The following is a 23,403-nucleotide window of genomic DNA, read 5'->3' on the forward strand; positions in this document are numbered from 1 at the left end:
ATCAGACATGGAATATGACGTAATTGTAATTGGCGGAGGATCAGGGGGGCTGACGGCTGCTGCAGGCGCTGCAAGCTTTGGGGCGAAGACGGCTTTAATAGAAAAAGAGAAAGCTTTAGGGGGAGACTGCCTTCACGCTGGCTGTGTTCCTTCTAAAGCTTTTATCGCTGCAGCAAACAAAGTGTACAGCGCTAAAAAAGCAGCAGCCGCGTTCGGACTTACCTCAGGAGGCAAAGCCGATATGAAAAAAGTGATGGAGTCCGTTCAAAGGGCGATAGCTGTTATTCAGGAGCATGATGATGATGAGCGTTTTGAGAGTCTTGGAATCGATGTGATTCACGGCGAGGCCGTTTTTGTTTCAAGTCATGAGGTCAGTGTGGGAGATAACATCCTCAAAGGGAAAAAAATCATTCTTGCAACAGGCTCAAGACCGGCGATTCCGGATATTGACGGCATCCGCGATTCCGGCTATTTGACAAACCGGAATGTATTTAATCTGGAGGTTCTGCCTGAAAGTCTTGCCGTTATAGGCGGAGGACCGATCGGAGTGGAGCTTGCACAGGCTTTCTCCAGGCTTGGGACCCAAGTAACACTTATTGAAAGGTCCTCATTGCCGCTCTCAAAAGAAGATGATGAGATCAGGGAGACCGCAGCCCGCCTGCTAAGTAAGGAATTCACCATTTTAACAGAAGCAGCCATTGAATCAGTGTCTTCTTTTGAAGACAGGAAAGAGCTTGTGATACGGCAGAATGATGTTCTTAAAACGCTTGAAGTGAGCCATATTCTCGTAGCAGCCGGAAGAAAACCGAACAGTGACGGGCTGAAGCTTGAGACTATAGGGGTCGAATGCGACGAGAAAGGAGCCGTGAAAGTCAACCGTTCCATGCAGACGAGCGTTCCGCATATTTTCGCCATCGGAGATGTTAACGGAAACCAGCTTTTTACTCATGCTGCCGGCCTGGAAGGAAAAGGCGTCGTTCAAAAAGCAGTCCTTGGATTGCCGCATACCGTCAAGTATGACAGCATGCCTTGGGTTACATATACGCACCCGGAGATCTTTCATCTTGGCATGACAGAGGATGAAGCGCGGAAAAATCACAGGGATATTGGCGTATACAAGGCTCTTCTCAATGAAGTGGACAGATTTATAGCCGAAGATGAGACAGAAGGATTTGTGAAAATCATAACGGATAAACACGGCGCTATCTTAGGTACCCACGCAATAGGAGAGGGAGCGGGAGACTGGATGCAGCCTGTCGTATATGCCAGTCAGCTCGGGAAAAAAATCGGCGATCTTTCCCAGATGGTTTATCCTTATCCCAACAGGGCAGCAGCTGTTCAAAAAACGGCGGACCTGTACTGGAGAGAAAAACTTTTTTCAGGCATTGTGCCTAAACTGACAGAAAAATGGATCAAAGTAAAACGCTGAAGAAAAATTCTTCAGCGTTTCATCTTTTGCATATATCTTCTGTCAATCCAGTGCTTTATTTTCCAGGGGAAACTGCCGTATAAAGAGTATGTCCCGTATAGCAGAACCCCCTTTTTATTTCCTGCAGAAAGAATACTCAAATAGCGTTTTTTAGGTTTGAACGGCTTTAGCTTCTGCCCGAGCTGAAATCTCTTGATATTTTTAAACAAGACTGGAGCCTGCCGGACGGCATATACGCCGTTCTTTGCAAGACCGGGGTATTCCTCAAACGATACACAGTCTCCTGCACCAAAAATATAAGGAAACTGAACAGATTGAAGAGTCTTTGAGACAAGCATAAAACCGTTCTCATCGCATGCAATCCCGCTTTCCTTCAGCATGGGATGCGGAGCCGGTCCTGTAAGGATAAGCGCTGAGTCGAAAGGAATCCTGCTGGTTTCTGTGTGTATTGATTGTAATTTGGCGGATACAGCTGACTGATGGAGAAAGAGCGGGATGTTGTTTTCTTCAAGCAGGCGTGTCAATCCTTTAGAGATATTTTCAGCTGCAGAAGGTGCTATGCCGCTGTTTGAAAGAATCGTAACATTTGAAAGGAACCCGTTTTTCCTTCTGTATGCTGATACGGATAATGCAAGCTCCAACCCTGCGATTCCTGCTCCTATAATAACGGGTGAGTCTGCTTCTCTGAATTTTCTCATCTTTTCAGGAAAGGTATAGGCCGGCTTTATGGAACGGACTGCCGGATGACCTGGAAAAGGGGAATGACTTTCTGACCCGAGGTTCAGGCTGAGCAGGTCAAAAGCCAATTTTCCCCCTGTTTGCAGAAGAACCTCCTTTTTCAATGGATCAATTCTGACTGCTTCTGCTTTTAAAAACTCCGCACCTGCTCTTCTGCAGAGCGCCTCAATACTGAAAGTCAGATCTGCTTCCTCATAAAGCCCCTCTGAAAATCCGGAAAACATGCCGGAGTAAAACTGATATTCAGAAGGAGAAACACATGTGATGCGGCAATTCCATTTTTCTGATTTAGCTCTCTGAAGGAAGGAAGCGTGAACATGCCCTCCTCCAAGCAGCACCAAATGCTTCATTTGAACACCCCTTGACCGCAATGAAAAGCACACGCGCATACAGCGGCGTGTGCAATAAGTAGTTGTAATAGTAGACTGTACTTTTGTGAAAGTCTGATTGTTTCAGCCATGCCGGTACCACCTACACGACGTAAGCCCTGCCTCTCAAACGTCCTTGCGGTTCCAAGCCCGCGCCAGCTGGAGTAAGTGAATTCATGATTGGCTGAAATCTTGCCTCTAGCCATTATTTACCCGATATTCAGGTTGTGAAACACACCATAGAGAGTTTTATTTTATCTTGAGAAGCAGGTATCTGACGAAAAATCCAGCGGAGAGTCCGGGGATCAAAGAGAGCATAGGAAGCCATATCGGCCCTGGCAAAACTCCAAACAGCCGCACTTTGGGGGACAGCATTAACCCGACTGTTACAAAATAAGCACAGGATGCAAATGGCAGAAAGGACAGCTCAGGCTGATGTCCATCTGCATGTTTGTAAGCATCATACATAGCATACATGTAGATGCATGGATAAAACATGAGCCATCCAAAGTCCACCGTCTGAAAAGCAGTATCTATTTCCCCTAAAAAGCTCAGCATAATTCCTCTGTTAAAATGGCTGTACGTATTTATAATCACTTCCAGAGCAATAAAAAGGATCCCCTTCACAAGCTGTCTGTTCAGCAGCTGCCCAAACCCCGGAAATGCTATGCTCCATAACAAAACTTCAAGCTTAGTTGTTTTCACATTCTAACCTGCCTATCCCTGTCTGTCTTATGTATAGAAGAATATGATCTAATGTTATTTTCTGTAAAAAAACAGAGAACATACAGTAAATTTGAACATGAAAAGTAAAAGATGAAAAAAATGATGCCTGACAATGCTACTCCATTCATGATATCCATGTATAACATTCATGAAAGGAGGTGATGAAATGGCAGAAACAGTCATTCTTGATTCACAGCTCCGCCTTGTGTTTGATATGGGTCTAAATGAAAAGGGCGAGCCGGCAGTTAAGTACAAAAATTACAACAACATTAAGACAACAGCAACGCCTGAACAGCTGCTGCAGGCAGCAGCAGCCATTGCGGAACTGCAGACGGAAACGCTTTTGCATGTTGAACGCAATGATTCTCATCAAGTCATGGCGTAATGAAAAAACAGCTGGAGGGAAGGAGGTGGGAGGACTATGGCAAAAACACTTGAACTTCATTTTTTAAATGAAGAGGGAAAAATCGTGAAACTGATGATCGATTCTCCGAAAGAACCTGTTGTGCCCGGTGACGTGTCACTTGCAATGGATGAAATTCTTGCATCCAACGCATTTTTTTCAGCGGGGGGAAACTTCATCAGCAAAAAAGGAGGCCGCATCGTTGAGCGCAATGTAGCAGACCTGACGATATAAAGATAGAGGGCCGGATCCCATGCACGGAGGATCCGGCCCTTTCCTGTATTCAAATCATGCCGGCTGTTAACAGTTGAAAAAACGTGTTTTCAGTCTTTGTGCAATAAATGATGGAAAAGGAGGAAAACCTAATATGGAAGAATGGATTCAAGTAGTGAGTGAAGTCGGATTTCCAATCGTGGTGACGCTCTATTTGCTGCATAGAATTGAAAGTAAACTGGACACTCTGAACAGTACAATCCAGATGCTTCCAAATCAGCTGAACAGCAAGTAAGACTGTGCCGGCCCTCACCGGCGTTAGGAAGTGAACAAGTGGATGTTTATGATGACCTGAAAAAGGGGGAGCGCGGAGCTTGGCTGAGCATCGCATCCTATTTAATTCTGGCAGCGGCAAAACTCTCGATCGGCTATCTTTATTCCTCTCAGGCTCTGCTTGCAGACGGCCTGAACAACGGCACGGACGTTATTGCCTCCGCTGCCGTTCTGGTCGGGCTGAAAATCTCCCAGAAGCCGCCGGATAAGGACCACCCGTATGGACATTTCAAAGCAGAGGCCATAGCTGCGCTTGTCGCATCTTTTATTATCATGTCAGTGGGGCTTCAAGTATTGTTTGAAGGCTTTAAATCTATTATTGAGCCGAAAACAGAATCCCCAAGCCTAATTACCGCATGGGCGGCCATTATCAGTGCGGCCATCATGTACGGTGTTTACAGATATAACCGGGCTCTGGCTGCAAAAATCAACTCCAAAGCTCTCGTTGCCGCCGCCCATGACAACAGATCGGATGCGCTTGTAAGTCTGGGGGCGTTTGCCGGCATTGCAGCCTCTCAGTTTGGGATTGCGTGGTTTGATACTCTTACAGCCATTACCATTGGGTTTATCATCTGTAAAACAGCATGGGATATCTTTAAAGATACGGCCCATTCTCTGACAGACGGTTTTGATGACCAGAAGCTTCTCAGCTTTAAATCCACCGTTGAATCAACACCGGGAGTCGACCGAATAAAGGATATTAAAGCAAGGTACCTCGGAAGCAGTGTTCTTGTTGATGTCGTAATTGAGGTCCATGCCGGATTGAATGTGACTGAAAGCCATGAAATTACAGATCTCGTTGAAAGAAGGATGGAAATGGAACACAAGATTTCTCATGTCCATGTTCATATTGAACCATCCTGAAGAAGCGGCCGGATTCGGCCGCTTTTTTTTGGCATCTGCCGCAGATTTATTTCTCGACACAATCATACAAAGGGAATTCTGCTCGTGAAGCGAATGTAATATAGTATGAAACGTAAGGAGGATGAATCATGAGGGAGAAAGAGAAAGCAGCCAAAATCAAAGAACTGAGTGATGAGATTCTGCGAAAAGTGCTACATGATGGATACGCACCTGATGCTTATTCACTTAAGAACGTGGCCGAACTGCTGTCAAGATCCATTTATGATCTGTCGGAAATGTACGTGAATGATCAGTGCAACCATGAAGAAACACTTAAAGGAACACTTGCTAAGATGCAAATCGCCTTAAACACAATGGACCGCACCAAAGTTAAGACTTAACCGGGGGCACATATGCGCTCTCTTTTTTTTGGCTCTTTTGGAAACTTATTAGTACAATAGCATCAAAATGCAAACGTATGTTCCTGTTTTGTTCGAAAAATGTTATAATGGACTTGCAGGTCAATCTTTTATGGATCAGTTTCAACCCCTGGGGAAAGGGGGGATGAATGGTGACAATATTTGAGAGCTTAGTTGTGATGGTTTCATTTGCTACGCTGATTGTAGCCGTGCTTGGCTTCGGACAAAAAAAATAGACCTCGGTATGTTCCTTTGAGGCCCGTGCAAGTGCAATCTAAAAGATGCTGCTGATCCGTATAAGTGCAGTTTGACTGCTTTGGCTGTAGATGTGGCACCATCTGCAGCTTCACGTAAACATTATATCATAAAAAAAGTGAAAATCCCTGCCCGCATGCTGATTTTTAAAAAATTCAGCGCTTGCCGGAACAATGGAAAAAGGACGGTTAAATTAACCGTCCTTATCAGCTTACACTATGTAAACTTATTTTTGTTTTTTGTTAGCTTTTTGCTGATTCATTTCTTGTGCAAATTCTGTATCAGCTTGCTGATTTTGCTGGTTTTGCTGCTGTTGCTGCATATTTTGCTGCTGCTTGTTGTTTTGCTCTTGCTTCATTTTTTTCCCCTCCTTTCAAGTAGTGAAATTCACTTTCGTTCGATAGTTTGCATCAATTTGCAGCATTTTAAACCTCTTTTTATCATTTTTTTGGAAACGATCCCGGATTCCATTCTTTTAACTTGAGAAATAGTGTGGGATACAGAGGGCAAAATTTATAAAAAAACGAACAGAACCTCTTAACTATCTCTCCTTTCGTTCGATATAAGGGATGAGGGGGGAGTTCAGATCGATGTTTGTGAATGCAGATTTGCTGCTGGTTTTACTTGTCATGCTCTTATCCATAGTAAGTTATCATCTTGCTCCTATATTTGCCGCCATCCGCAAATACAATACGAAACCTTCCTTTAGAACGAATCATTGGGTGATGAGCCTGCTGCTGGGGTTCATGTTCTGGATGACGCACGTAACGGCTGTTTTCTCTGCCGGTCTTCCTGTTTCAGAAAAATGGTTCTCTTTATATTTGGTGCTCAGCTTTTGTTTATGCAGCATGATTGCCATCTTTTCAATCAGATCGGGAGACACAGAAAATCTCAACACCTCAGCGTATTTTAAAACGGGATTTGGTATGTCTGCCGGCATTGTTATGGTTGATTTTATCGGCTACATGGTCATATTCAGCGATCATTTGGAAATTAAGCCGCTGCTGATTCTTTTTGCTTTGCTCCTGTCAGTTGCCTTCAGTTTTTCGGGTGTAAGACTTTTGCTGATCGCTCTTCAAGACAGGGAAATGAATCGGAGCAGGTCCATCAGGTATCGTACAGCAGGCAGCATCATCGGAGGAATTGCACTTTCGGGAATTCCATATGTCATCATGACATCTGTCCTGGATTTTGAATTTGCAGAAGGCGGAAAATACGTGTATCTGCTTCCGTTCCTATTCGTTTTCTTTTTAAATTTTATCCTCACTTTGATTCCGGATTTATACAGCCAAACAATGATGTATGAACAGACTGAGAGAATTCATGAAAAAGAAGAGAGATTCAGGTCCCTGTTTCACCAAAGCCCTGATGCTGTTATTTCGACAGATTTAGAGGGAACCATTACATCTGTCAACAAAATAGCGGGTGTGATGACCCAGCTGAATGAATCAGAGCTGATTGGCCTGCGTTTTTTAAAGCTGATTCACAAAGAGGATCATCAAAAAGTGCTGCATTATTTTTCAGAGATCGTAAAGGGCACTCTCATCGATAATGATCTCTCTTTAAAGTTGAAGCAAAAGAACGGTGATAACCTCGATATTCTCATCACAGCCGTAAGGCAGGTAGTAAACAATGAAGTTGTAGGTGTATACGGAGTCATAAAGGATATTACGGAAAGCAAAAAAGCTCAAACCCGGATTAACTATCTCGCATATCACGATGAGCTGACCGGTTTGCCCAACAGAAGATTTTTTGTGCAAAAATTGTCTGAAGTCATCGCAAAAGAAAAGACATTTGCTGTATTAAGTCTTGATTTTGACAGGTTTAAAAGGCTCAATGATCTTTATGGCTATGCTTTTGGCGATCAGGTTTTCATTAAAATCGCGGAGCGTCTGTCTGCGGTGCTTCCCGAAAGGTCGTTTGCAGCAAGGCTTGGGGGAGATGAGTTCAGTGTCATTCTGCTGGATGTCTCACTTGAGGAAGCGAATGAACATGCACATGACATGGTTCATCACTTCAGGCTGCCGATGAAGGTCAGAGGAAATGACTGTCTTGTAACAGCGAGCATCGGGGCTTCCCACTATCCGACTCACAGCACGGATGAGGAATTGCTGCTGAAGTATGCGGACATTGCCATGTATGATGTAAAGGTAAACGGCTCTAACAGCTGGAGCATCTATACACCGGAAATGAACGATAAGATGATCGAAAAAATCAAAATTGAAAATGAACTGAGAAAGGCTATTCAATACAAGGAGCTTACAGTTTACTTCCAGCCGAAATTTAAAGAGAATCTGTCTACAATCATCGGGGCTGAAGCGCTGGTCAGGTGGAATCATAAGGAACTTGGATTTATTCCTCCTTCAACGTTTATTCCGATTGCTGAAGAAACAGGCCTGATCTTTGACCTTGAGAGATTTGTCATTGGAGAAGTTGGAAAACACGTACAGCAGTGGGAAAGAAAAAAACTATCCTTTGGAAGAATTTCAATTAATATTTCACACCTGCATCTTTATCAGGATGATTTAGTGCAGACAATCGACGATGTTCTCTCTATTTACAATATAAGGGCTTCAAGTCTTGAGCTTGAGATAACTGAAACAGCCATGATGGACAATGAGCTCGAGGCAAACATGAAACTTTCCCTGCTTAGAGACAGAGGAATTGAAATCAGCATGGATGACTTTGGAACAGGCTACAGCTCCTTAAGCTATCTTCAAAAACTGAATATCGACAGGCTGAAAATCGATCAGTCTTTTATTAAGGAAATGGAGCACCAAAATGGAAACGAAGCTATTGTCTCGATGATCATCTCTATGGCACGCCATCTTAACTTGAAGGTTATTGCTGAAGGTGTGGAGACTTTGACGCAGAAAGAACTGCTCTCAAACCTCGGCTGTCTTGAATTTCAGGGATACCTTGGCGGCAGGCCTATCCCGGCTGATGAATTTTTTGCTGAGTACCTTGCCAGCGGAAAAGCAAGCTAAAAAAAGGCGAGCATCTCGCCTTTTTTGCAGTTATCCATTATTGTCATTGATCTCCATCACTTTTAAAATTGCATCCCCGACAGAAGCTGCAGTATAGGCGGCTTCTTTCTTTACCTCCGGCAGCGCATTTTCCATAGCGAAGCTGAATGGTGTTAAGCGGAACATCGGTATATCGTTAAAAGAATCGCCGATGCAGGCAATTTCAGAAGGCGCAATATCAAGGTGCTGAATCAGCATCTGAAGCGCATTTCCTTTGCTGATATGTTTGGGCATGATGTCCAGGCACTGACTGTCGGATATGTACGTTTCGATTGTATCAGGATACCTTTCGCGGAGTTTTTTCTGAAGGGGCAGCAAGGACTCATACTCACCAAGTATGGAAATCTTTGAAGCTTTAATATCCCTGCCTATCCCTTCAGCCAATTGTTCATTTTCTGTTATAGGAGCAAACATACGGGATTCGATGCTTGTCACGGCTTCATTCCGCCGTTCTGTATAATTTGTGCTGTAATCTGCGACAATTGTAAGAAAATCTTCTGCGCGAACAACGTCAAAAACTTCCTGTGCAATCACACTCTCAAAAGTAAGAGCATGCAGCGATTCATCGCTGTCAGTGTTGATAAAGGCTCCGTTCTGACTGATCCGGTGGTATTTTTCACCGATTTTCGTTAAGATCTCCCCAATCTCCACATCCATTCTTCCAGAAGCAAGGCATATGTCTACACCTGATTTTTTCAGATGCTTTAAGGCTTCGATGTCTTTATCCGATACTTCTTTCTGATGATCCAGCAGTGTCCCGTCGAGGTCACTTACAAATAATTTAATCATGCCGGAGTTCCTCCCTTTCGGTATGTTGCTTAAAAACATAACACTTGGTTTATTTTAAAGAGACATTGCTGCGGCTGCAATTAAATGGTCTTTTGTAAGCTGTCTTCTCTTTCAGGGCTGCTCTACTCCAAGGGTTTTGATCAGGTTCTCAGGGCTGTAGTTTATTTCAAAGAACAGCGGCTTATTTTCATCTGTAAACAAGATCAGGCGGGGATCATCTTCTTTGCTGTATACGATCATTCCTTCTGATACAATGCCATTGAACCACTTATTTTCCACTTTAAAAGGCATAACAGGCTGAATGAGAACCAAGTATCCTTTTTTGGGAAGAGGGTTTATTTTGACAGTAATGCCTTTCATTGATTGAATAGCCTTCTTTAACTCATTTGAATAGTAGTCAGTAGAAGGAGCGGTCTTTACAACATCGCCAGTCTCTACATCAATTACTTTCACTTCCTTTTCTTCTGCATGTCCTTTGACTGCAGGCAGGGCTATAAGGAAGAAAATAGATAAAAAGCATATGATTTGTTTTTTCATGATGAACACCTCCTTTGTACTTTCCCCAATATCGCAGATTATTTTCTGGCAGTAATTTCATGAAGGCGGACATGAGGATAGTTTTACATGAATGGCCAATCCTAACGAATAGTCATGATATTTAAGGAGTGATGAGAATGAAAAACATACTTATCTTCGTTTTGGCTTTATCCCTTTTAGCAGGATGTAAACAGGCAGATCAGGGCCAGCGTACATTTTTGATTCCTGAAGGTTTTACTGGCTGGGTGACCGTTCACAATGAGCCTGCAGAAGGTGAAGGCAAGAGAGAATATAATGTGACCGAAGAGGGGCATGCAGAAGTGAAGGAAAAAGATATTCATGATGGATGGGCCTCAAATAAGTATTATTACGTGGATAAAGAGGGAAAACGCAAAGAGCTTTCAGAAGGAAAGATGATCCACGGCGCATCAGGCGGAGATGAGAATAAAGGAGAAGCCTTTTTTTTCGTTGGAAACAAAGAGGATTTTGAAAAAACAGAGTATACGCCGGAAGATAAATAACGGCAAGGCTCTTCGCAGTTGACTGCATATGACATTATTAGTACGATATGAAGCATTGAGAGATAAAAGGAGCTGAGGATTTCGTGGAGGAGTCCTTTACAATAAAAAAGGTACTGAATAATAATGTGCTGATTGCCGAGCACGATTCGTTTGAGGAAGTCGTGCTGATCGGCAAAGGGATTGGATTTGGCCGTAAACGCGGGGACAGGCTTGAAGAAACATCCTATGAAAAAATGTTTGTTCTTAAAAATCAGAAGGAACAAGAGCAGTTTAAAATGCTTCTGCCTTTTGTAGATGAAGATATGATTGAGGTTGTGAGCGATGTGATTCATTATATTGCAGAACAGGTAAAGCTCCCCCTTAATGAACATATTCATATCGCGCTTATTGACCATATAACCTTTGCCATTAAGCGTCTGCAAAAAGGGATGGATATTAAAAATCCGTTTTTGACCGAAACCAAAACCCTTTATCCAAATGAGTACATGATAGCAGAGGAAGTTGTTCATATGATCAATGACCGGCTTAAAGTGGACTTGCCGGTCGGGGAAATCGGGTTTATTGCTCTGCACATTCATAGTGCCATTACGAACAAACCAATCTCGGATGTGAATCAATTTTCACAGCTGATCGGACAGCTGATCGGCGTCATTGAGGATTCCATGAAGCTGAAAGTCAATCAGGACAGCGTGAATTACATGAGGCTTGTCAGGCATTTGCGGTATACGATTGAAAGAGTTTTATCCGGTGAAAGTGTTGAGGAGCCAGAAAAATTTGCTTTACTGTTGAAAAAAGAATATCCGCTGTGCTACAATACATCTTGGAAAATGATCAAAGTAATGCAGCAATTCCTGAAAAAACCGGTATATGAAGCTGAGGCTGTGTATCTTACCCTCCATTTATACCGTTTAACAAACAAAACTTAATCTGAAAAAGTACCTTACGTGTTACTGATACGATCAGGCATGAGTGAACAAGTACGTGTTGAAACCGCCAATCAGGGGAAGTATACCCTTTGAGTGCGGATGTCCTTGTTGCACCATGCCTTTTTTGCGTTCTTTTTGGGATTGAAATGTAAACGCTTGTAATTTGCTTTCATGTTTTTTTTGGTTGCTGCTTACACAAACTATTCCTCAAGGAGGTTAAAACATGTTTAAAAATTTATTTGGAGTTCTCCAAAAAATTGGTAAAGCACTTATGCTGCCGGTTGCCATCCTTCCTGCTGCAGGGATCCTGCTGGCATTTGGAAATGCGATGCAAAATCCGGAATTAACATCAAAAGTGCCATTTTTGACAAATGACATCATCCAGCTGATTGCTAAAGTAATGGAGTCTTCAGGGGACATTGTCTTTGCAAACCTTCCGCTGCTTTTTGCAGTAGGTGTTGCTATCGGACTTGCCAATGGTGATGGTGTTGCTGGTCTTGCAGCCATTATCGGATACTTAATCATGAACGCTACAATGAGTGCAGTACTTATTCAGACAGGGAAAATTCCGAGCGACGCTGTAGAGCTTGCGCAATTCTTCCAGCAGCTGCATCCTGAATATGCAAGGGTGCTTGGAATGCCTACCCTTCAGACCGGGGTCTTCGGCGGTATTATCGTTGGTGTCCTTGGTGCATACATGTACAACAAATTCTTTAACATTGAACTGCCTCAATACTTAGGTTTCTTTGCAGGTAAACGTTTTGTTCCGATTATGACCGCTGTATCAGCAGTTGTTCTTGGATTGGTTATGCTGTTTGTGTGGCCGCCGGTACAAGGAGGACTTAATGCCTTTTCAACTGGACTTCTTGAGTCGAACAAAACATTGGCAGCATTCGTATTCGGTTTAATCGAACGTTCTCTTATTCCTTTTGGTCTTCATCATATTTTCTATTCTCCGTTCTGGTATGAGTTTGGAAATTATACAACTCAGGCCGGAGAAATCGTGCGCGGAGATCAGCGTATCTTCATGGCACAGATCAAAGATGGCGCTGAACTGACAGCAGGTACATTTATGACAGGTAAATTCCCGTTCATGATGTTTGGTCTTCCTGCTGCGGCACTTGCGATCTATCATGAAGCAAAAGCTGAAAACAAAAAATTTGTTGCAGGCATCATGGGTTCAGCCGCATTAACGTCATTCCTGACGGGTATCACTGAACCGCTTGAATTTTCATTCTTATTCGTTGCACCTATCTTGTTTGCCATTCACGCAGTCTTTGCAGGTCTGTCCTTTATGACAATGCATATTCTGAACGTGAAAATCGGAATGACATTCTCGGGCGGGGTTATTGACTACTTCCTGTTCGGAATTCTTCCAAACCGTACTGACTGGTGGCTTGTAATTCCAGTGGGTCTTGTATTCTCGCTGATCTATTACTTCGGATTCCGTTTTGCTATCCGCAAATTCAATCTGAAAACACCTGGCCGCGAGGACAAACAGGAAGATGAAGATGCAAGCACAACAACGGAAGTTGCAGGCGATCTTCCATACAACATTCTTGAATCACTTGGCGGAAGCTCAAACATCAAGCATCTTGATGCGTGCATTACACGCCTACGCGTGACAGTAAATGACGTGAAAGCAGTAGACAAAAACCGTCTGAAACGTCTTGGCGCTGCAGGAGTCCTAGAAGTTGGAAACAACATCCAGGCAATCTACGGTCCTAAATCAGACAGCCTGAAATCACAGATTCAGGATGTAATGGCAGGCAAAACGCCTAGACCGGCAAAACCTGTTTCAGCAGAAAAAGAAGTAGAAGAACAGGTAGAGGACATCGTACCTGGCCCGCTTAAAAATGATGTAGATCAGTTCTCATTTGTTTCACCGATGACAGGTGAGATTCACCCGATCACAGAAGTTCCTGATCAAGTATTCTCAGGCAAAATGATGGGTGACGGAATTGCGATTACTCCTTCAAACGGAACAATTGTTTCTCCTGTTGACGGAAAAATCCTGAATGTTTTCCCTACAAAACATGCAATCGGCCTTGAATCTGAAAGCGGGAATGAAATTCTGATCCATGTCGGCATTGACACTGTAAACCTGAAAGGTGAAGGCTTTGAAGCTTTCGTAAAAGAAGGGGATACAGTTAAAAAAGGCCAGAAACTTCTTGAAGTGAACCTTGATTTCGTGAAACAAAACGCACCGTCCATCATGACGCCGATCGTCTTCACGAACTTAAACGAAGGCGAATCGATTGTGATTAAATCATCCGGCAGCGTTGAAGCTGGTCAGGAGCACATCATTTCGATTGAAAAATAAATGAACTTAAGCCGCATCACTTGTCAATCATGTGATGCGGCTGTTATGATAAGGTATTGTGTACTAGCTTTATTTAACTATAAAGGAGATTGATTAATTATGGCAGAAAAAACATTCAAAGTAACAGCAGAATCAGGTATCCACGCACGTCCGGCAACTGTGCTTGTTCAAACAGCAAGCAAGTTTGATGCTGATGTGAACTTAGCATATAACGGAAAAACAGTTAACCTAAAATCAATCATGGGCGTTATGTCTCTTGGCATCGCTAAAGATTCAGAAATCACAATTTCTGCAGCTGGTTCAGATGAAAACGATGCAATCGCAGCTCTTGAAGAAACAATGAAAAAAGAAGGTTTAGGCGAATAATGACTGAACTTAAAGGGATTGGAGCTTCAGCTGGGATCGCGATTGCAAAAGCTTACCGACTAGAAGAACCAGATCTTACAGTAACAAAGCGCGAGGTTGCAGATAAAGCTTCTGAAACCGCACGCTTTGAAGAAGCTATCCAACAATCCAAATCAGAGCTTGAACAGATCAAAGAGCATGCATTCAGAGAACTTGGTGCAGATAAAGCTGAAATTTTTGAAGCGCATATCCTGGTGCTCAGCGATCCTGAACTGCTTAATCCTGTAAAAGACAAAATCAGCAGCGAATCAGTCAACGCTGAATTTGCAATGAAAGAAACAGCAGACATGTTTGTCAGCATGTTTGAATCGATGGACAATGAATACATGAAAGAGCGTGCAGCGGATATCCGCGACGTGACAAAACGTGTAATCGGCCATCTTCTTGGAGTTGAAATTCCAAACCCAAGCATGATTTCTGAAGAAGTGATTATCATTGCCGAAGATCTGACACCATCAGATACTGCACAGCTTAACCGTCAGTATGTTCTTGGCTTTACGACAGATATCGGCGGCAGAACATCACACTCGGCGATCATGGCACGTTCCATGGAAATTCCGGCAGTAGTCGGTACAAAAAAAGCCACTTCTGACATTAAAAACGGCGACATTGTCATCGTGGATGGTATTGACGGGGATGTCGTCATCAATCCTTCTGAAGAAGTGATTGCAGGCTTTGAAAAGAAAAAAGCTCAATACGAAGTGCAAAAAGCTGAGTGGGCGAAGCTTGTTAATGAAGAAACTATTACAAAAGACGGACAGCATGTTGAGCTTGCAGCCAACATCGGAACTCCTGACGATGTTCGCGGAGTTCTTGAAAACGGCGGAGAAGCTGTCGGCCTTTACCGTACGGAATTCCTTTACATGGGCCGCGACCAGCTTCCGACAGAGGATGAGCAGTTTGAAGCATACAAAGCTGTGCTCCAGCGCATGGAAGGCAAGCCTGTTGTTGTCCGCACTCTGGACATTGGCGGAGATAAAGAGCTTCCATACTTAAATCTTCCTAAAGAAATGAATCCTTTCCTTGGTTTCCGGGCAATTCGTCTTTGTCTTGAGGAACAGGAAATCTTCCGCACTCAATTGCGTGCATTGCTTCGTGCGAGCACATTCGGAAACTTGAAAATCATGTTCCCGATGATTGCGGTTGTGGACGAGTTCAGAGAAGCTAAAGCTATTCTTCTTGAAGAAAAAGCGAAGCTTGTAAGCGAAGGCGTTCAGGTGTCAGACACAATCGAAATTGGCATGATGGTTGAAATTCCTTCAACTGCCGTGCTTGCAGATCAGTTTGCGAAAGATGTTGATTTCTTCAGCATCGGGACAAACGACCTGATCCAATACACAATGGCTGCCGACCGTATGAACGAGCGCGTTTCATACTTGTACCAGCCTTATAACCCTGCTATTCTTCGTCTTGTGACGCTTGTTATTGAAGCTGCTCACAAAGAAGGCAAATGGGTTGGCATGTGCGGAGAAATGGCAGGAGATCCTTTAGCGATTCCAGTTCTTCTTGGTCTTGGACTTGATGAGTTCTCAATGAGTGCTACTTCAATCCTTCCGGCACGTTCTTTGATTAAGAACCTTTCAAAAGAAGAAGCTGCAAGCTTTAAAGAAGAAATCCTTTCCATGAGCACAACAGAAGAAGTAGTTGAATTTGTTAAAGCGAAATTCAACGTGTGAGTTTAAAAGACCTGCTGCGGCAGGTCTTTTTTATTTGTCTTTTTCCTTCAGCTTTCCCACTAAATGAGCAAGTTGTGGTAAAATAGTCACGAATGCAGAAGAAATGGGGAAGCTTTCGTGAACCGGATAGAAAATCAAAATTTGAGAAAAAAACTCCTGCTGCAGTCCATGTGGGTCATCTTTATTTTGGACGCGCTTTTTATTTTAGTCATTGAAAGAAGCTATAAATATTTTCCGATTGTTTTGATCTTTGCCGGCATCCTCCTGTGCTACACCTTCCTTCTCAGGACTATAAAGAAGGACTCTTTTTTTGTCTGGAGTTCGCTTGGGCTTATCTATTGCTATTTATTTGCCTTAAACTACACAGATCCATATATAGTGAATTTTATTTTCTTGCTTTTTCCAGTCATTTTCAGCGCGGTGTTTCAAAATCTGAAGGTTGTCTTTATAACAGGTGCAGTCACCATCTGCAGCCAGTTTTATTTTTTTCTGAACAGTTTTGAAATCATCTCGGCTTCGTTTGAAAAAATAGATGTCATGTATTATGTGTTTTTTGCCATCATCATTGTTGTTATTCTGTCGTACTACATCAAATACATAAATTACCTCTGGGAAAAAGTGCAGCGGCAAAATGACAAGGTCTCAAGAAACCTGAAAACGACAGAGGCGAAATTCGACCTTATTTTTTCACAGAGTCATGACGCCATAGCCATTATTGATCCAGAGCGGACGGTAAAAGATATAAATCCTGCGTTTACAGCCCTTTACGGCTGGAGCAATCAGGAAATTGCGGGCTGTCTTTATCCATTTCGTTCAGCAGAAAAGTCAGGCGTCAGCTCCAGGAAAGACAGAACGAAATCCGGTAAAAGTATAGAAGTTGAAGTGACGACAACACCTCTTTATAATCCCTACGGGGAATTGATTGCCTATTGCGAAATGATACGCGATGTGACAGAAAGAAGAGAAGAAGAGCTTGCCCTTTTTCAGCATGAAAAACTGAAGGTAGCGGGTCAAATGGCTGCGGGCGTTGCTCATGAGATCCGGAATCCGCTGACGGTGATCCAGGGTTTTCTGCAAATGATGGATGAAAAGAAAGACATTATCGACCCGCACTATACGAAGATTATGCTTCAGGAACTAAAAAGGATGAACAGCATCGTAAGTGAATTTCTAATCCTTTCGAAACCTCAGGCTGTCTACAAGAAAGAAATGAATTTGAAAGAACTCATCCAGTCCATCATCCGGTTTTTTGAAACGGAGAGTGCCCTTAAAAACATCGGCATTCAGTTCAAGTGCGGGGCTGATCAGCTCCCGGTAATGGGGGATGAAAACCAGGTGAAACAGGTTCTGATCAACCTCTTGAAAAATGCGTTTGATGCAATGTCAGGCGGCGGAAATATACAGGTTGAAGCACGTGCTGAAAAGGACTGTATCCTGGTCATAATCACCGATGAGGGAGAAGGAATACCCCAGCATCTGCTCACTCAGATCCGAAAGCCTTTCTTTACAACAAAGGAAAAAGGGACCGGGCTTGGTCTTGTCATTACTGAAAAGATTATTCGCCAGCATGGCGGAACCCTTTCCATATCGAGCCAAAAAGGCACAGGTACGACGGTTACGGCCACTTTCCCTGCATCAGTTTCTGAAAATGGGTAAAAACTAACTGCATCAACCGATTGAAAGGTGATGTAAAATGGAGAAAAATGATGTCAGAGCAGGAGATAAGGTGTATGTGATCTACCGAAACCCACATGCAGCCAACGTAGCAAATATTCAGCAGGCCGAAGTTGTGGATCATCCGACAGAGCCCGGACAAAAAGCTTTGTTTATCCACGATTCATACCACTTATTAGACGAAGAAGACGCGATTTTCCCATCATATTCAGATGCGGAAGAGATGTATAATAAGCTCTTTGATTACGAGCAATATGAGTAAAACTCCGTTTATGCGGAGTTTTTTTTGTGTCTGAGAAGCCCCGGAAGCCCTTTGCAGTTTAAGGAAATATTTAAAAAGGATATGAACACCCTGAAAGACAAACCTTAGTAACATACCGTTTTAATCAGAAGGAAGTGACAGCATAGTGAAACCATTCGTGCCGCAGCTCGTCTATATCGAACCAAGGGCGCTTGAATACCCTCTTGGTGTGGAGCTGAAAGAAAAATTCGAAAAGATGGGTCTTGAAATAAGGGAAACAACTTCACATAATCAGGTGCGCAATATTCCCGGCAAGAACGATCTTCAGAAATACCGGAATGCGAAATCAACATTAGTCGTCGGAGTCCGAAAAACATTGGACTTTGATTCATCAAAGCCATCTGCCGAGTATGCTATACCTCTTGCTACAGGATGCATGGGTCATTGTCATTATTGTTACTTGCAGACGACGATGGGATCTAAGCCTTATATCAGAACGTACGTGAATACAGATGAAATCTTTCAGCGTGCTCAGGAATACATGGAAGAGCGGGCCCCGCAAATGACCCGTTTTGAAGCCTCCTGTACATCTGATATCGTCGGCATTGATCATTTGACACATTCGTTAAAAAGGGCGATTGAGTTTTTTGGAAAGACAGACATGGGCCGCCTGCGTTTTGTGACAAAATTTCACCATGTCGATCACTTACTGGATGCCGATCACAAAGGGAAGACAAGATTTCGCTTCAGTATTAATGCAGATTATGTCATCCGGAATTTTGAACCTGGAACATCGCCGCTTGATAAACGCATTGAAGCTGCGGTTAAAGTTGCAAAGGCAGGATATCCGCTCGGATTTATAGTTGCGCCAATCTATATACATGAAGGATGGCAGGAAGGCTATAAAGAGCTCTTTACAAAACTTGATGAACTGCTGCCGCCGGAAGCAAGAGACGATATTACCTTTGAGATGATTCAGCACAGGTTCACAAAGCCTGCCAAGCGTGTCATTCAGAAGAACTATCCGAAGTCGAAGCTGGAAATGAATGAAGATGACCGCCGCTATAAGTGGGGAAGATATGGAATCGGAAAGTATATTTATCAGAAAGATGAAGAAGCCGATTTAAGAGATACGCTTGAGAGCTATATCGATGACTTTTTCCCGAATGCAAAAATTGAATATTTCACTTGAAAAAACAGGGGCTTTCTCTGTTTTTTCTGGTTTTAAATCTCAAATAAGACATTCCTGTCCATATCCTGATACTATAAAAGAGAAGATAATCAGGAAGAGGTGCTGAAGATGGATTTAGGTTTTAAGGGGAAAACTGCACTTGTTGCAGCATCCAGCCAGGGACTCGGAAGAGCTGTTGCCGAGGCGCTTGCAATAGAGGGCGCTAACGTCATGATTACCAGCAGAGACCCTGAAAAATTGCACAGGGTCAAAGAAGAGATTTCCAAAAAAGCTTCCGGCAGAATTGAATACAAAGCCTGCGATCTTTCAAATGGAGAGGAAATTGTGCAGCTTGTCGAGGAGACTGCAAAACGCTTCGGAACAATAGATCTTCTTGTTAACAATGCAGGAGGCCCTCCTACAGGCACATTTGAAATGATGACAGATGAAGACTGGCAAAAGTCTTTCGATTTGAACGTCATGAGCCACGTCAGACTGATCAGAGCTGTTCTCCCCTATATGAGAGGAAAAGGCGGTAAGATTGTTAATATCGCTTCGTCTTCTGTTAAAGAACCAATCCCCGGCCTTGTGCTGTCCAATACGTTCCGCTTAGGGATTGTCGGACTGACAAAGACGCTCGCAGCCGAGCTTGCGCCCTATCAAATTTTGATTAATACTGCAGCACCAGGCCGGATTGCGACTGACCGTACAGCCTCCCTTGATCAGGCTGCAGCTGAGAGACTTGGAATAAGTGCTGAAGAAGCAGAAGAGCTAAACAAAAAGAAAATTCCTGCAGGCAGGTACGGCACGCCAGGTGAATTTGCAGCCTATGTTCTCTTTTTGCTGTCAGAAGCCAATACGTATATGACCGGACAGACCCAGCTTATTGACGGCGGTCTGGTTAAGTCCGTATAGAACGGCCGTTTGTGAAGTAAACTAAGCCTTAGATAAACTAGGTAAGGTGGCTTCCATGAATGGCGATCGTTCTCGCTGCAATAATCATCTGGCTTTTGATTCACATTTATGTGTATTTGCCTAAAAAATGCAACCCGATTGAGTCTGCTTTTATTTTTATGGCGACTTCAATTATGAATAATATGTTCTGCTCAATAATTACTGAAAACTTGAGATGGGCGGTACCGTATGAAACGCCCGAAGGATTTACCGTCTTAATTTTACAAAGAGTCTTAATTATACCTCTGCTGTTTTTGCTTATTCTTCACCTGTTTTTAACCGTCAGGAGCATTCTTGGCAAGCTGCTTCTATTAATGGCATCATTTGTCATCGTAGTCGGCATGGAGGAGCTCTGCATGTACTTTCATGTGATGAAGTATGTGGATAACAGATGGGCGGTGCCGCTTATCCATACTCCGCTGCTGTTTTTGACGGGACTGATTGCCTTAACGTTATTCAGGCCAGTTTTGAAAAGGGGAGTGACGATGAGATGAACGGGATGCAAAATGAGCTTTATATTCTTGCTACCATTGCTGTTGCTCTCCTGATCATGGCAAAGCTGCCTAAAAAATTTCCGGCAGGCGTGACAGTCCTGATTTTTACGTTCAGTGCACTTATCGGCCTGACTGCAGATCACATTTTAGCCATTCCGCCATATGACGTTTATGATGTCAATGATTCCCCGAACTTCGAAGTGTGGGATTTTATTTATTACAGCATGTATGGATTTTTCGGATACTTTTTTCTTTATATTTATCAGCACTTCCGTATAAGAGGAATTCTGACAATCCCATACATCATTCTTTGGTCGATGTTTTCGGTGTTTTATGAATGGGTGGCCGTTCAAGTCGGAATCTTTGATTTTGGCAAAGGATACAAAATGCAATATTCTTTTCCGATTTACTTGTACATCCAGACGTTCTTTATCATCTTTTTTCATTTTGTCATGAAAGAATATGATAAGCTGAAAGAAAAGTCTTCCATTATATAAAAAGAGGAAGCTGAATAAGAGAGGGAGAGATTCATGACACACATAGGATTTATCGGAACAGGAGTGATGGGCACAAGCATGGCCATGCATTTGCTGAAAGCAGGCTATCCTGTTTCCATTTATACGAGAACAAAAGAAAAAGCCGAGGATTTGCTTAAAGAGGGAGCTGTCTGGAGAGAAACAGCAGAAGAACTGGCCGGGCACTCTGATGTGATCATGACAATGGTGGGATATCCATCAGATGTAGAGGAGCTTTATTTGGGGGATCATGGCATTTTAAATGCTGCCAAAAGCGGCACTTATGTGATTGATATGACCACTTCTAAGCCGAGCCTTGCCATACACATTTATGAACTGGCGAAGCAAAAGGGAATTTACTCCATTGACGCACCTGTTTCCGGCGGCGATGTCGGTGCCCGAGAGGCCAGACTGTCCATTATGGCCGGCGGAGATAAGGAAGCATTTGAAGCATGTTTGCCAATCTTTTCTATTATTGGGAAAAATATTGTCTACCAGGGTCCTGCAGGAAGCGGACAGCATACTAAAATGTGCAATCAAATTGCCATTGCAGCCGGTATGATTGGTGTCAGCGAAGCGATTGCGTATGCGCATTCAGCAGGTCTTGATCCTGAAAATGTGCTGAAAAGCATTTCGGCAGGCGCTGCGGGAAGCTGGTCATTAAGCAATCTTGCACCAAGAATGCTGAAGGATGATTTTGAACCGGGATTTTATGTGAAACATTTTCTGAAAGATATGAGCATTGCCATTGAAGAGGCTGAACAAATGAACATGGAGGTGCCTGGCCTCGCTCTTGCCCATAAGCTTTATACGGAGCTATCAGAAAAAGGGGAAGCCGAGAGCGGTACACAGGCTTTGTACAAGTTATGGAAATCACCATCAGAAAATTGATTGGCGGGGAAGCTGCCCCAATGCACCTGCTGCTTGAAGCAGATCCCGAGGAAAAAGCCATTCAAAAGTACCTTCACAAAAGCATCGTTTTTTTGGCAGAACATCAAGAACAGACGGCTGGTGTACTGGTTCTCGTCAAACGGTCATCCACATCATTAGAAGTGATGAATCTTGCAGTCGATGAAGCATTTCGGGGAAAAGGAATCGCAAAGAAACTGCTCGCACGTGCCATAATCGAAGGGGAAACCGGCGGTTATGATTTTCTTGAGATTGGTACAGGCAATTCGAGCCTTGACCAGCTGGCCCTTTATCAAAAGTGCGGCTTCAGAATGGACGGAATCATCAGCAATTACTTCCTGGATCATTATGATAAGCCGATTTATGAAAATGGCATACCGTGTCTTGATATGGTCCGCCTGAAAATGTCTCTCACATAAAAAAGACAGCCGGATATCCCGGCTGTCTCACATTATCAAATTCTATTATTTACCGATGAACATTTGAGTCCAGTAGTTGCCTTCTTCAATGTGGCCCACACCGATGTGTGTGAAGTCAGCGTTCATGATGTTTTTGCGGTGACCTTCAGAGTTCATCCATGCTTGAACAACTTCTTCAGGAGAAGCTTGTCCTTTTGCAATGTTTTCACCTGCAGTTGTATACTCAACGCCGAACTTTTTCATCATATCAAATGGTGATCCGTAAGTTGGGCTGTTGTGGTCAAAGTAGTTCTTGCTTTGCATGTCTTTAGACTTTTCTTTCGCTACTTTGCTTAGTTCTTCGTCAAGCTGAAGCGGTTTTAGACCTTGCTTTTCACGCTCTGCATTCGTAAGTTCTACAACTTTTTTCTCGAATTCACTTACTGCAGCCTGAGTTTGCTCTTGCTTTGGAGCTTCTTCTTTTGCTTCAGGTGCCTGCTGCTGTGCAGGTGCTGGAGCTGCTTCTTGCTTAGGCGCTTGAGCTTGTTCTTGCTGAGGTGCCTGTGGTGCAGCCTGTCCTTGCTGTGCTTTAAACTGACTCAGCTGCTCTTCAACCATTTTTTGAAGCTCAGGATTGTTGATGTTTTTCAGCATATCCTGTGTTTGTTCCTGATTTAAATTGCAGTTTTGACCGGCAATTTGGTAAGCTTTAACTTGCATATTTGATTGCTGTGGCGCTGCTGCATCTGCAGTTTGTCCACCCGCATTAAATGTAAAAATAGTAGCTGCTGCTGCAACTGAAAGTGCAATAGACTTCTTCATGAAAAAATTCCTCCTAAGAGTTTTTTTTGTTGTGTTCCTTGCTACACACATATCGTAACACACGATTCTTGTAATATATCAGCCAGTGCTTTCCATTGACACTCATTCAGAATGCCAATCTATCGTCCTTACAAATTGTAAGTCTCACAAAAACCTGACAGCAAAGAATTTGCAGCGGTTTAAACAGCTGTCTGGTCCTAAAGATTTTTGGCGGATTATTTCTAGCATTATCCAGCAAAACTAACTTTTTCATTGAATTGTTTCTTGACAAAAAATTTACCCCCATTTTTGTGTA

27 protein-coding genes are annotated in these 23,403 nt (G+C 43.2%); 21 read left to right on the forward strand and 6 right to left on the reverse strand.

The window, feature by feature from the left end; all coding sequences use genetic code 11:
- Window positions 1-7 precede the first annotated feature (7 nt).
- Complete coding sequence (locus JOJ89_RS07800) at window positions 8-1,429, forward strand: dihydrolipoyl dehydrogenase family protein (protein ID WP_203290060.1); 1,422 nt, start codon at window positions 8-10, stop codon at window positions 1,427-1,429.
- 11 nt (window positions 1,430-1,440) lie between these two features.
- Here JOJ89_RS07800 and JOJ89_RS07805 read toward each other — a convergent pair whose 3' ends face one another.
- The gene (locus JOJ89_RS07805; protein ID WP_029281661.1) at window positions 1,441-2,517 is read right to left on the reverse strand and encodes an FAD-dependent oxidoreductase; all 1,077 of its coding nucleotides are present in this window, start codon (window positions 2,515-2,517) and stop codon (window positions 1,441-1,443) included.
- Between the two features lie 267 nt (window positions 2,518-2,784).
- The gene (locus JOJ89_RS07810) at window positions 2,785-3,240 is read right to left on the reverse strand and encodes a membrane protein (protein WP_029281659.1); all 456 of its coding nucleotides are present in this window, start codon (window positions 3,238-3,240) and stop codon (window positions 2,785-2,787) included.
- Between the two features lie 187 nt (window positions 3,241-3,427).
- Between JOJ89_RS07810 and JOJ89_RS07815 the strand changes: the two genes are divergently transcribed.
- The 6 genes from JOJ89_RS07815 to JOJ89_RS21360 all read left to right on the forward strand — a co-directional run bounded on the left by JOJ89_RS07815 (window position 3,428) and on the right by JOJ89_RS21360 (window position 5,708).
- Window positions 3,428-3,646, forward strand: coding sequence for a DUF1659 domain-containing protein (locus JOJ89_RS07815; protein ID WP_029281657.1), 219 nt, complete (start codon window positions 3,428-3,430; stop codon window positions 3,644-3,646).
- Between the two features lie 36 nt (window positions 3,647-3,682).
- Entirely contained in the window at window positions 3,683-3,898 is a 216-nt protein-coding gene (locus JOJ89_RS07820; RefSeq protein WP_029281655.1) for a DUF2922 domain-containing protein, read from the forward strand.
- A 133-nt stretch (window positions 3,899-4,031) separates the two neighbouring features.
- Window positions 4,032-4,172, forward strand: coding sequence for a YvrJ family protein (locus JOJ89_RS07825; protein WP_029281653.1), 141 nt, complete (start codon window positions 4,032-4,034; stop codon window positions 4,170-4,172).
- A 38-nt stretch (window positions 4,173-4,210) separates the two neighbouring features.
- A complete protein-coding gene (locus JOJ89_RS07830) occupies window positions 4,211-5,074 on the forward strand; it encodes a cation diffusion facilitator family transporter (protein WP_029565471.1) in 864 nt (287 codons plus the stop codon).
- 128 nt (window positions 5,075-5,202) lie between these two features.
- The gene (locus JOJ89_RS07835) at window positions 5,203-5,454 is read left to right on the forward strand and encodes a hypothetical protein (RefSeq protein WP_051827056.1); all 252 of its coding nucleotides are present in this window, start codon (window positions 5,203-5,205) and stop codon (window positions 5,452-5,454) included.
- Window positions 5,455-5,621: 167 nt separating this feature from the next.
- Complete coding sequence (locus JOJ89_RS21360; protein WP_369733073.1) at window positions 5,622-5,708, forward strand: putative holin-like toxin; 87 nt, start codon at window positions 5,622-5,624, stop codon at window positions 5,706-5,708.
- 245 nt (window positions 5,709-5,953) lie between these two features.
- Here JOJ89_RS21360 and JOJ89_RS21265 read toward each other — a convergent pair whose 3' ends face one another.
- On the reverse strand, window positions 5,954-6,085 hold the full coding sequence (locus tag JOJ89_RS21265; protein ID WP_267881635.1) for a hypothetical protein: 132 nt from the start codon (window positions 6,083-6,085) through the stop codon (window positions 5,954-5,956).
- 232 nt (window positions 6,086-6,317) lie between these two features.
- Here JOJ89_RS21265 and JOJ89_RS07840 point away from each other — a divergent pair, with 232 nt between their 5' ends.
- On the forward strand, window positions 6,318-8,714 hold the full coding sequence (locus JOJ89_RS07840; RefSeq protein WP_029281647.1) for a putative bifunctional diguanylate cyclase/phosphodiesterase: 2,397 nt from the start codon (window positions 6,318-6,320) through the stop codon (window positions 8,712-8,714).
- Window positions 8,715-8,744: 30 nt separating this feature from the next.
- Here the strand turns inward: JOJ89_RS07840 and JOJ89_RS07845 are convergent, their stop codons facing one another.
- Together JOJ89_RS07845 and JOJ89_RS07850 are read right to left on the reverse strand one after the other, a co-directional pair.
- Entirely contained in the window at window positions 8,745-9,542 is a 798-nt protein-coding gene (locus JOJ89_RS07845) for a Cof-type HAD-IIB family hydrolase (RefSeq protein ID WP_029281645.1), read from the reverse strand.
- Window positions 9,543-9,653: 111 nt separating this feature from the next.
- The gene (locus tag JOJ89_RS07850; protein ID WP_029281644.1) at window positions 9,654-10,079 is read right to left on the reverse strand and encodes a hypothetical protein; all 426 of its coding nucleotides are present in this window, start codon (window positions 10,077-10,079) and stop codon (window positions 9,654-9,656) included.
- A 137-nt stretch (window positions 10,080-10,216) separates the two neighbouring features.
- On the opposite strand from JOJ89_RS07850, the gene JOJ89_RS07855 reads away from it, so the two are divergent.
- The 13 genes from JOJ89_RS07855 to JOJ89_RS07915 all read left to right on the forward strand — a co-directional run bounded on the left by JOJ89_RS07855 (window position 10,217) and on the right by JOJ89_RS07915 (window position 22,307).
- Window positions 10,217-10,600 carry a DUF6843 domain-containing protein gene (locus tag JOJ89_RS07855; RefSeq protein ID WP_029281642.1) on the forward strand — a complete coding sequence of 128 codons (384 nt, stop codon included), beginning with the start codon at window positions 10,217-10,219 and terminating at the stop codon, window positions 10,598-10,600.
- Between the two features lie 83 nt (window positions 10,601-10,683).
- Complete coding sequence (gene glcT, locus JOJ89_RS07860; protein WP_029281640.1) at window positions 10,684-11,526, forward strand: glucose PTS transporter transcription antiterminator GlcT; 843 nt, start codon at window positions 10,684-10,686, stop codon at window positions 11,524-11,526.
- 223 nt (window positions 11,527-11,749) lie between these two features.
- Window positions 11,750-13,849, forward strand: coding sequence for a glucose-specific PTS transporter subunit IIBC (ptsG, locus tag JOJ89_RS07865; RefSeq protein ID WP_029281638.1), 2,100 nt, complete (start codon window positions 11,750-11,752; stop codon window positions 13,847-13,849).
- Window positions 13,850-13,948: 99 nt separating this feature from the next.
- Complete coding sequence (locus tag JOJ89_RS07870) at window positions 13,949-14,215, forward strand: phosphocarrier protein HPr (RefSeq protein ID WP_029281636.1); 267 nt, start codon at window positions 13,949-13,951, stop codon at window positions 14,213-14,215.
- Window positions 14,215-15,930, forward strand: a complete 1,716-nt coding sequence (gene ptsP, locus JOJ89_RS07875) for a phosphoenolpyruvate--protein phosphotransferase (protein WP_029281634.1) — start codon at window positions 14,215-14,217, stop codon at window positions 15,928-15,930. Before JOJ89_RS07870 ends, ptsP begins: the two co-directional genes overlap by 1 nt.
- Window positions 15,931-16,047: 117 nt before the next feature.
- Entirely contained in the window at window positions 16,048-17,586 is a 1,539-nt protein-coding gene (locus tag JOJ89_RS07880) for an ATP-binding protein (protein WP_029281632.1), read from the forward strand.
- Between the two features lie 37 nt (window positions 17,587-17,623).
- Entirely contained in the window at window positions 17,624-17,866 is a 243-nt protein-coding gene (locus JOJ89_RS07885) for a transcriptional regulator SplA domain-containing protein (protein ID WP_029281630.1), read from the forward strand.
- Window positions 17,867-18,008: 142 nt separating this feature from the next.
- Window positions 18,009-19,037, forward strand: coding sequence for a spore photoproduct lyase (gene splB, locus JOJ89_RS07890; protein WP_029281628.1), 1,029 nt, complete (start codon window positions 18,009-18,011; stop codon window positions 19,035-19,037).
- 108 nt (window positions 19,038-19,145) lie between these two features.
- Window positions 19,146-19,931: an SDR family oxidoreductase gene (locus JOJ89_RS07895; protein WP_203290061.1), complete on the forward strand. Its 786-nt coding sequence runs from the start codon at window positions 19,146-19,148 to the stop codon at window positions 19,929-19,931.
- 59 nt (window positions 19,932-19,990) lie between these two features.
- A complete protein-coding gene (locus tag JOJ89_RS07900; protein WP_203290062.1) occupies window positions 19,991-20,464 on the forward strand; it encodes a hypothetical protein in 474 nt (157 codons plus the stop codon).
- The gene (locus JOJ89_RS07905) at window positions 20,461-20,961 is read left to right on the forward strand and encodes a hypothetical protein (protein ID WP_203290063.1); all 501 of its coding nucleotides are present in this window, start codon (window positions 20,461-20,463) and stop codon (window positions 20,959-20,961) included. Before JOJ89_RS07900 ends, JOJ89_RS07905 begins: the two co-directional genes overlap by 4 nt.
- 33 nt (window positions 20,962-20,994) lie before the next feature.
- Window positions 20,995-21,870, forward strand: a complete 876-nt coding sequence (locus tag JOJ89_RS07910; RefSeq protein ID WP_203290064.1) for an NAD(P)-dependent oxidoreductase — start codon at window positions 20,995-20,997, stop codon at window positions 21,868-21,870.
- Window positions 21,846-22,307 (forward strand): GNAT family N-acetyltransferase, encoded by a 462-nt coding sequence (locus tag JOJ89_RS07915; RefSeq protein WP_029565477.1) that lies wholly within the window; start codon window positions 21,846-21,848, stop codon window positions 22,305-22,307. The genes JOJ89_RS07910 and JOJ89_RS07915 overlap by 25 nt, the downstream gene beginning before the upstream one ends.
- A 45-nt stretch (window positions 22,308-22,352) precedes the next feature.
- Here JOJ89_RS07915 and JOJ89_RS07920 read toward each other — a convergent pair whose 3' ends face one another.
- Entirely contained in the window at window positions 22,353-23,108 is a 756-nt protein-coding gene (locus JOJ89_RS07920; RefSeq protein WP_029281616.1) for a CAP domain-containing protein, read from the reverse strand.
- Window positions 23,109-23,403: the final 295 nt, after the last annotated feature.

The sequence above is a fragment of the Metabacillus sp. cB07 genome (assembly GCF_016839225.1).
In the GTDB taxonomy this organism is placed as follows: domain Bacteria; phylum Bacillota; class Bacilli; order Bacillales; family Bacillaceae; genus Bacillus_P; species Bacillus_P indicus.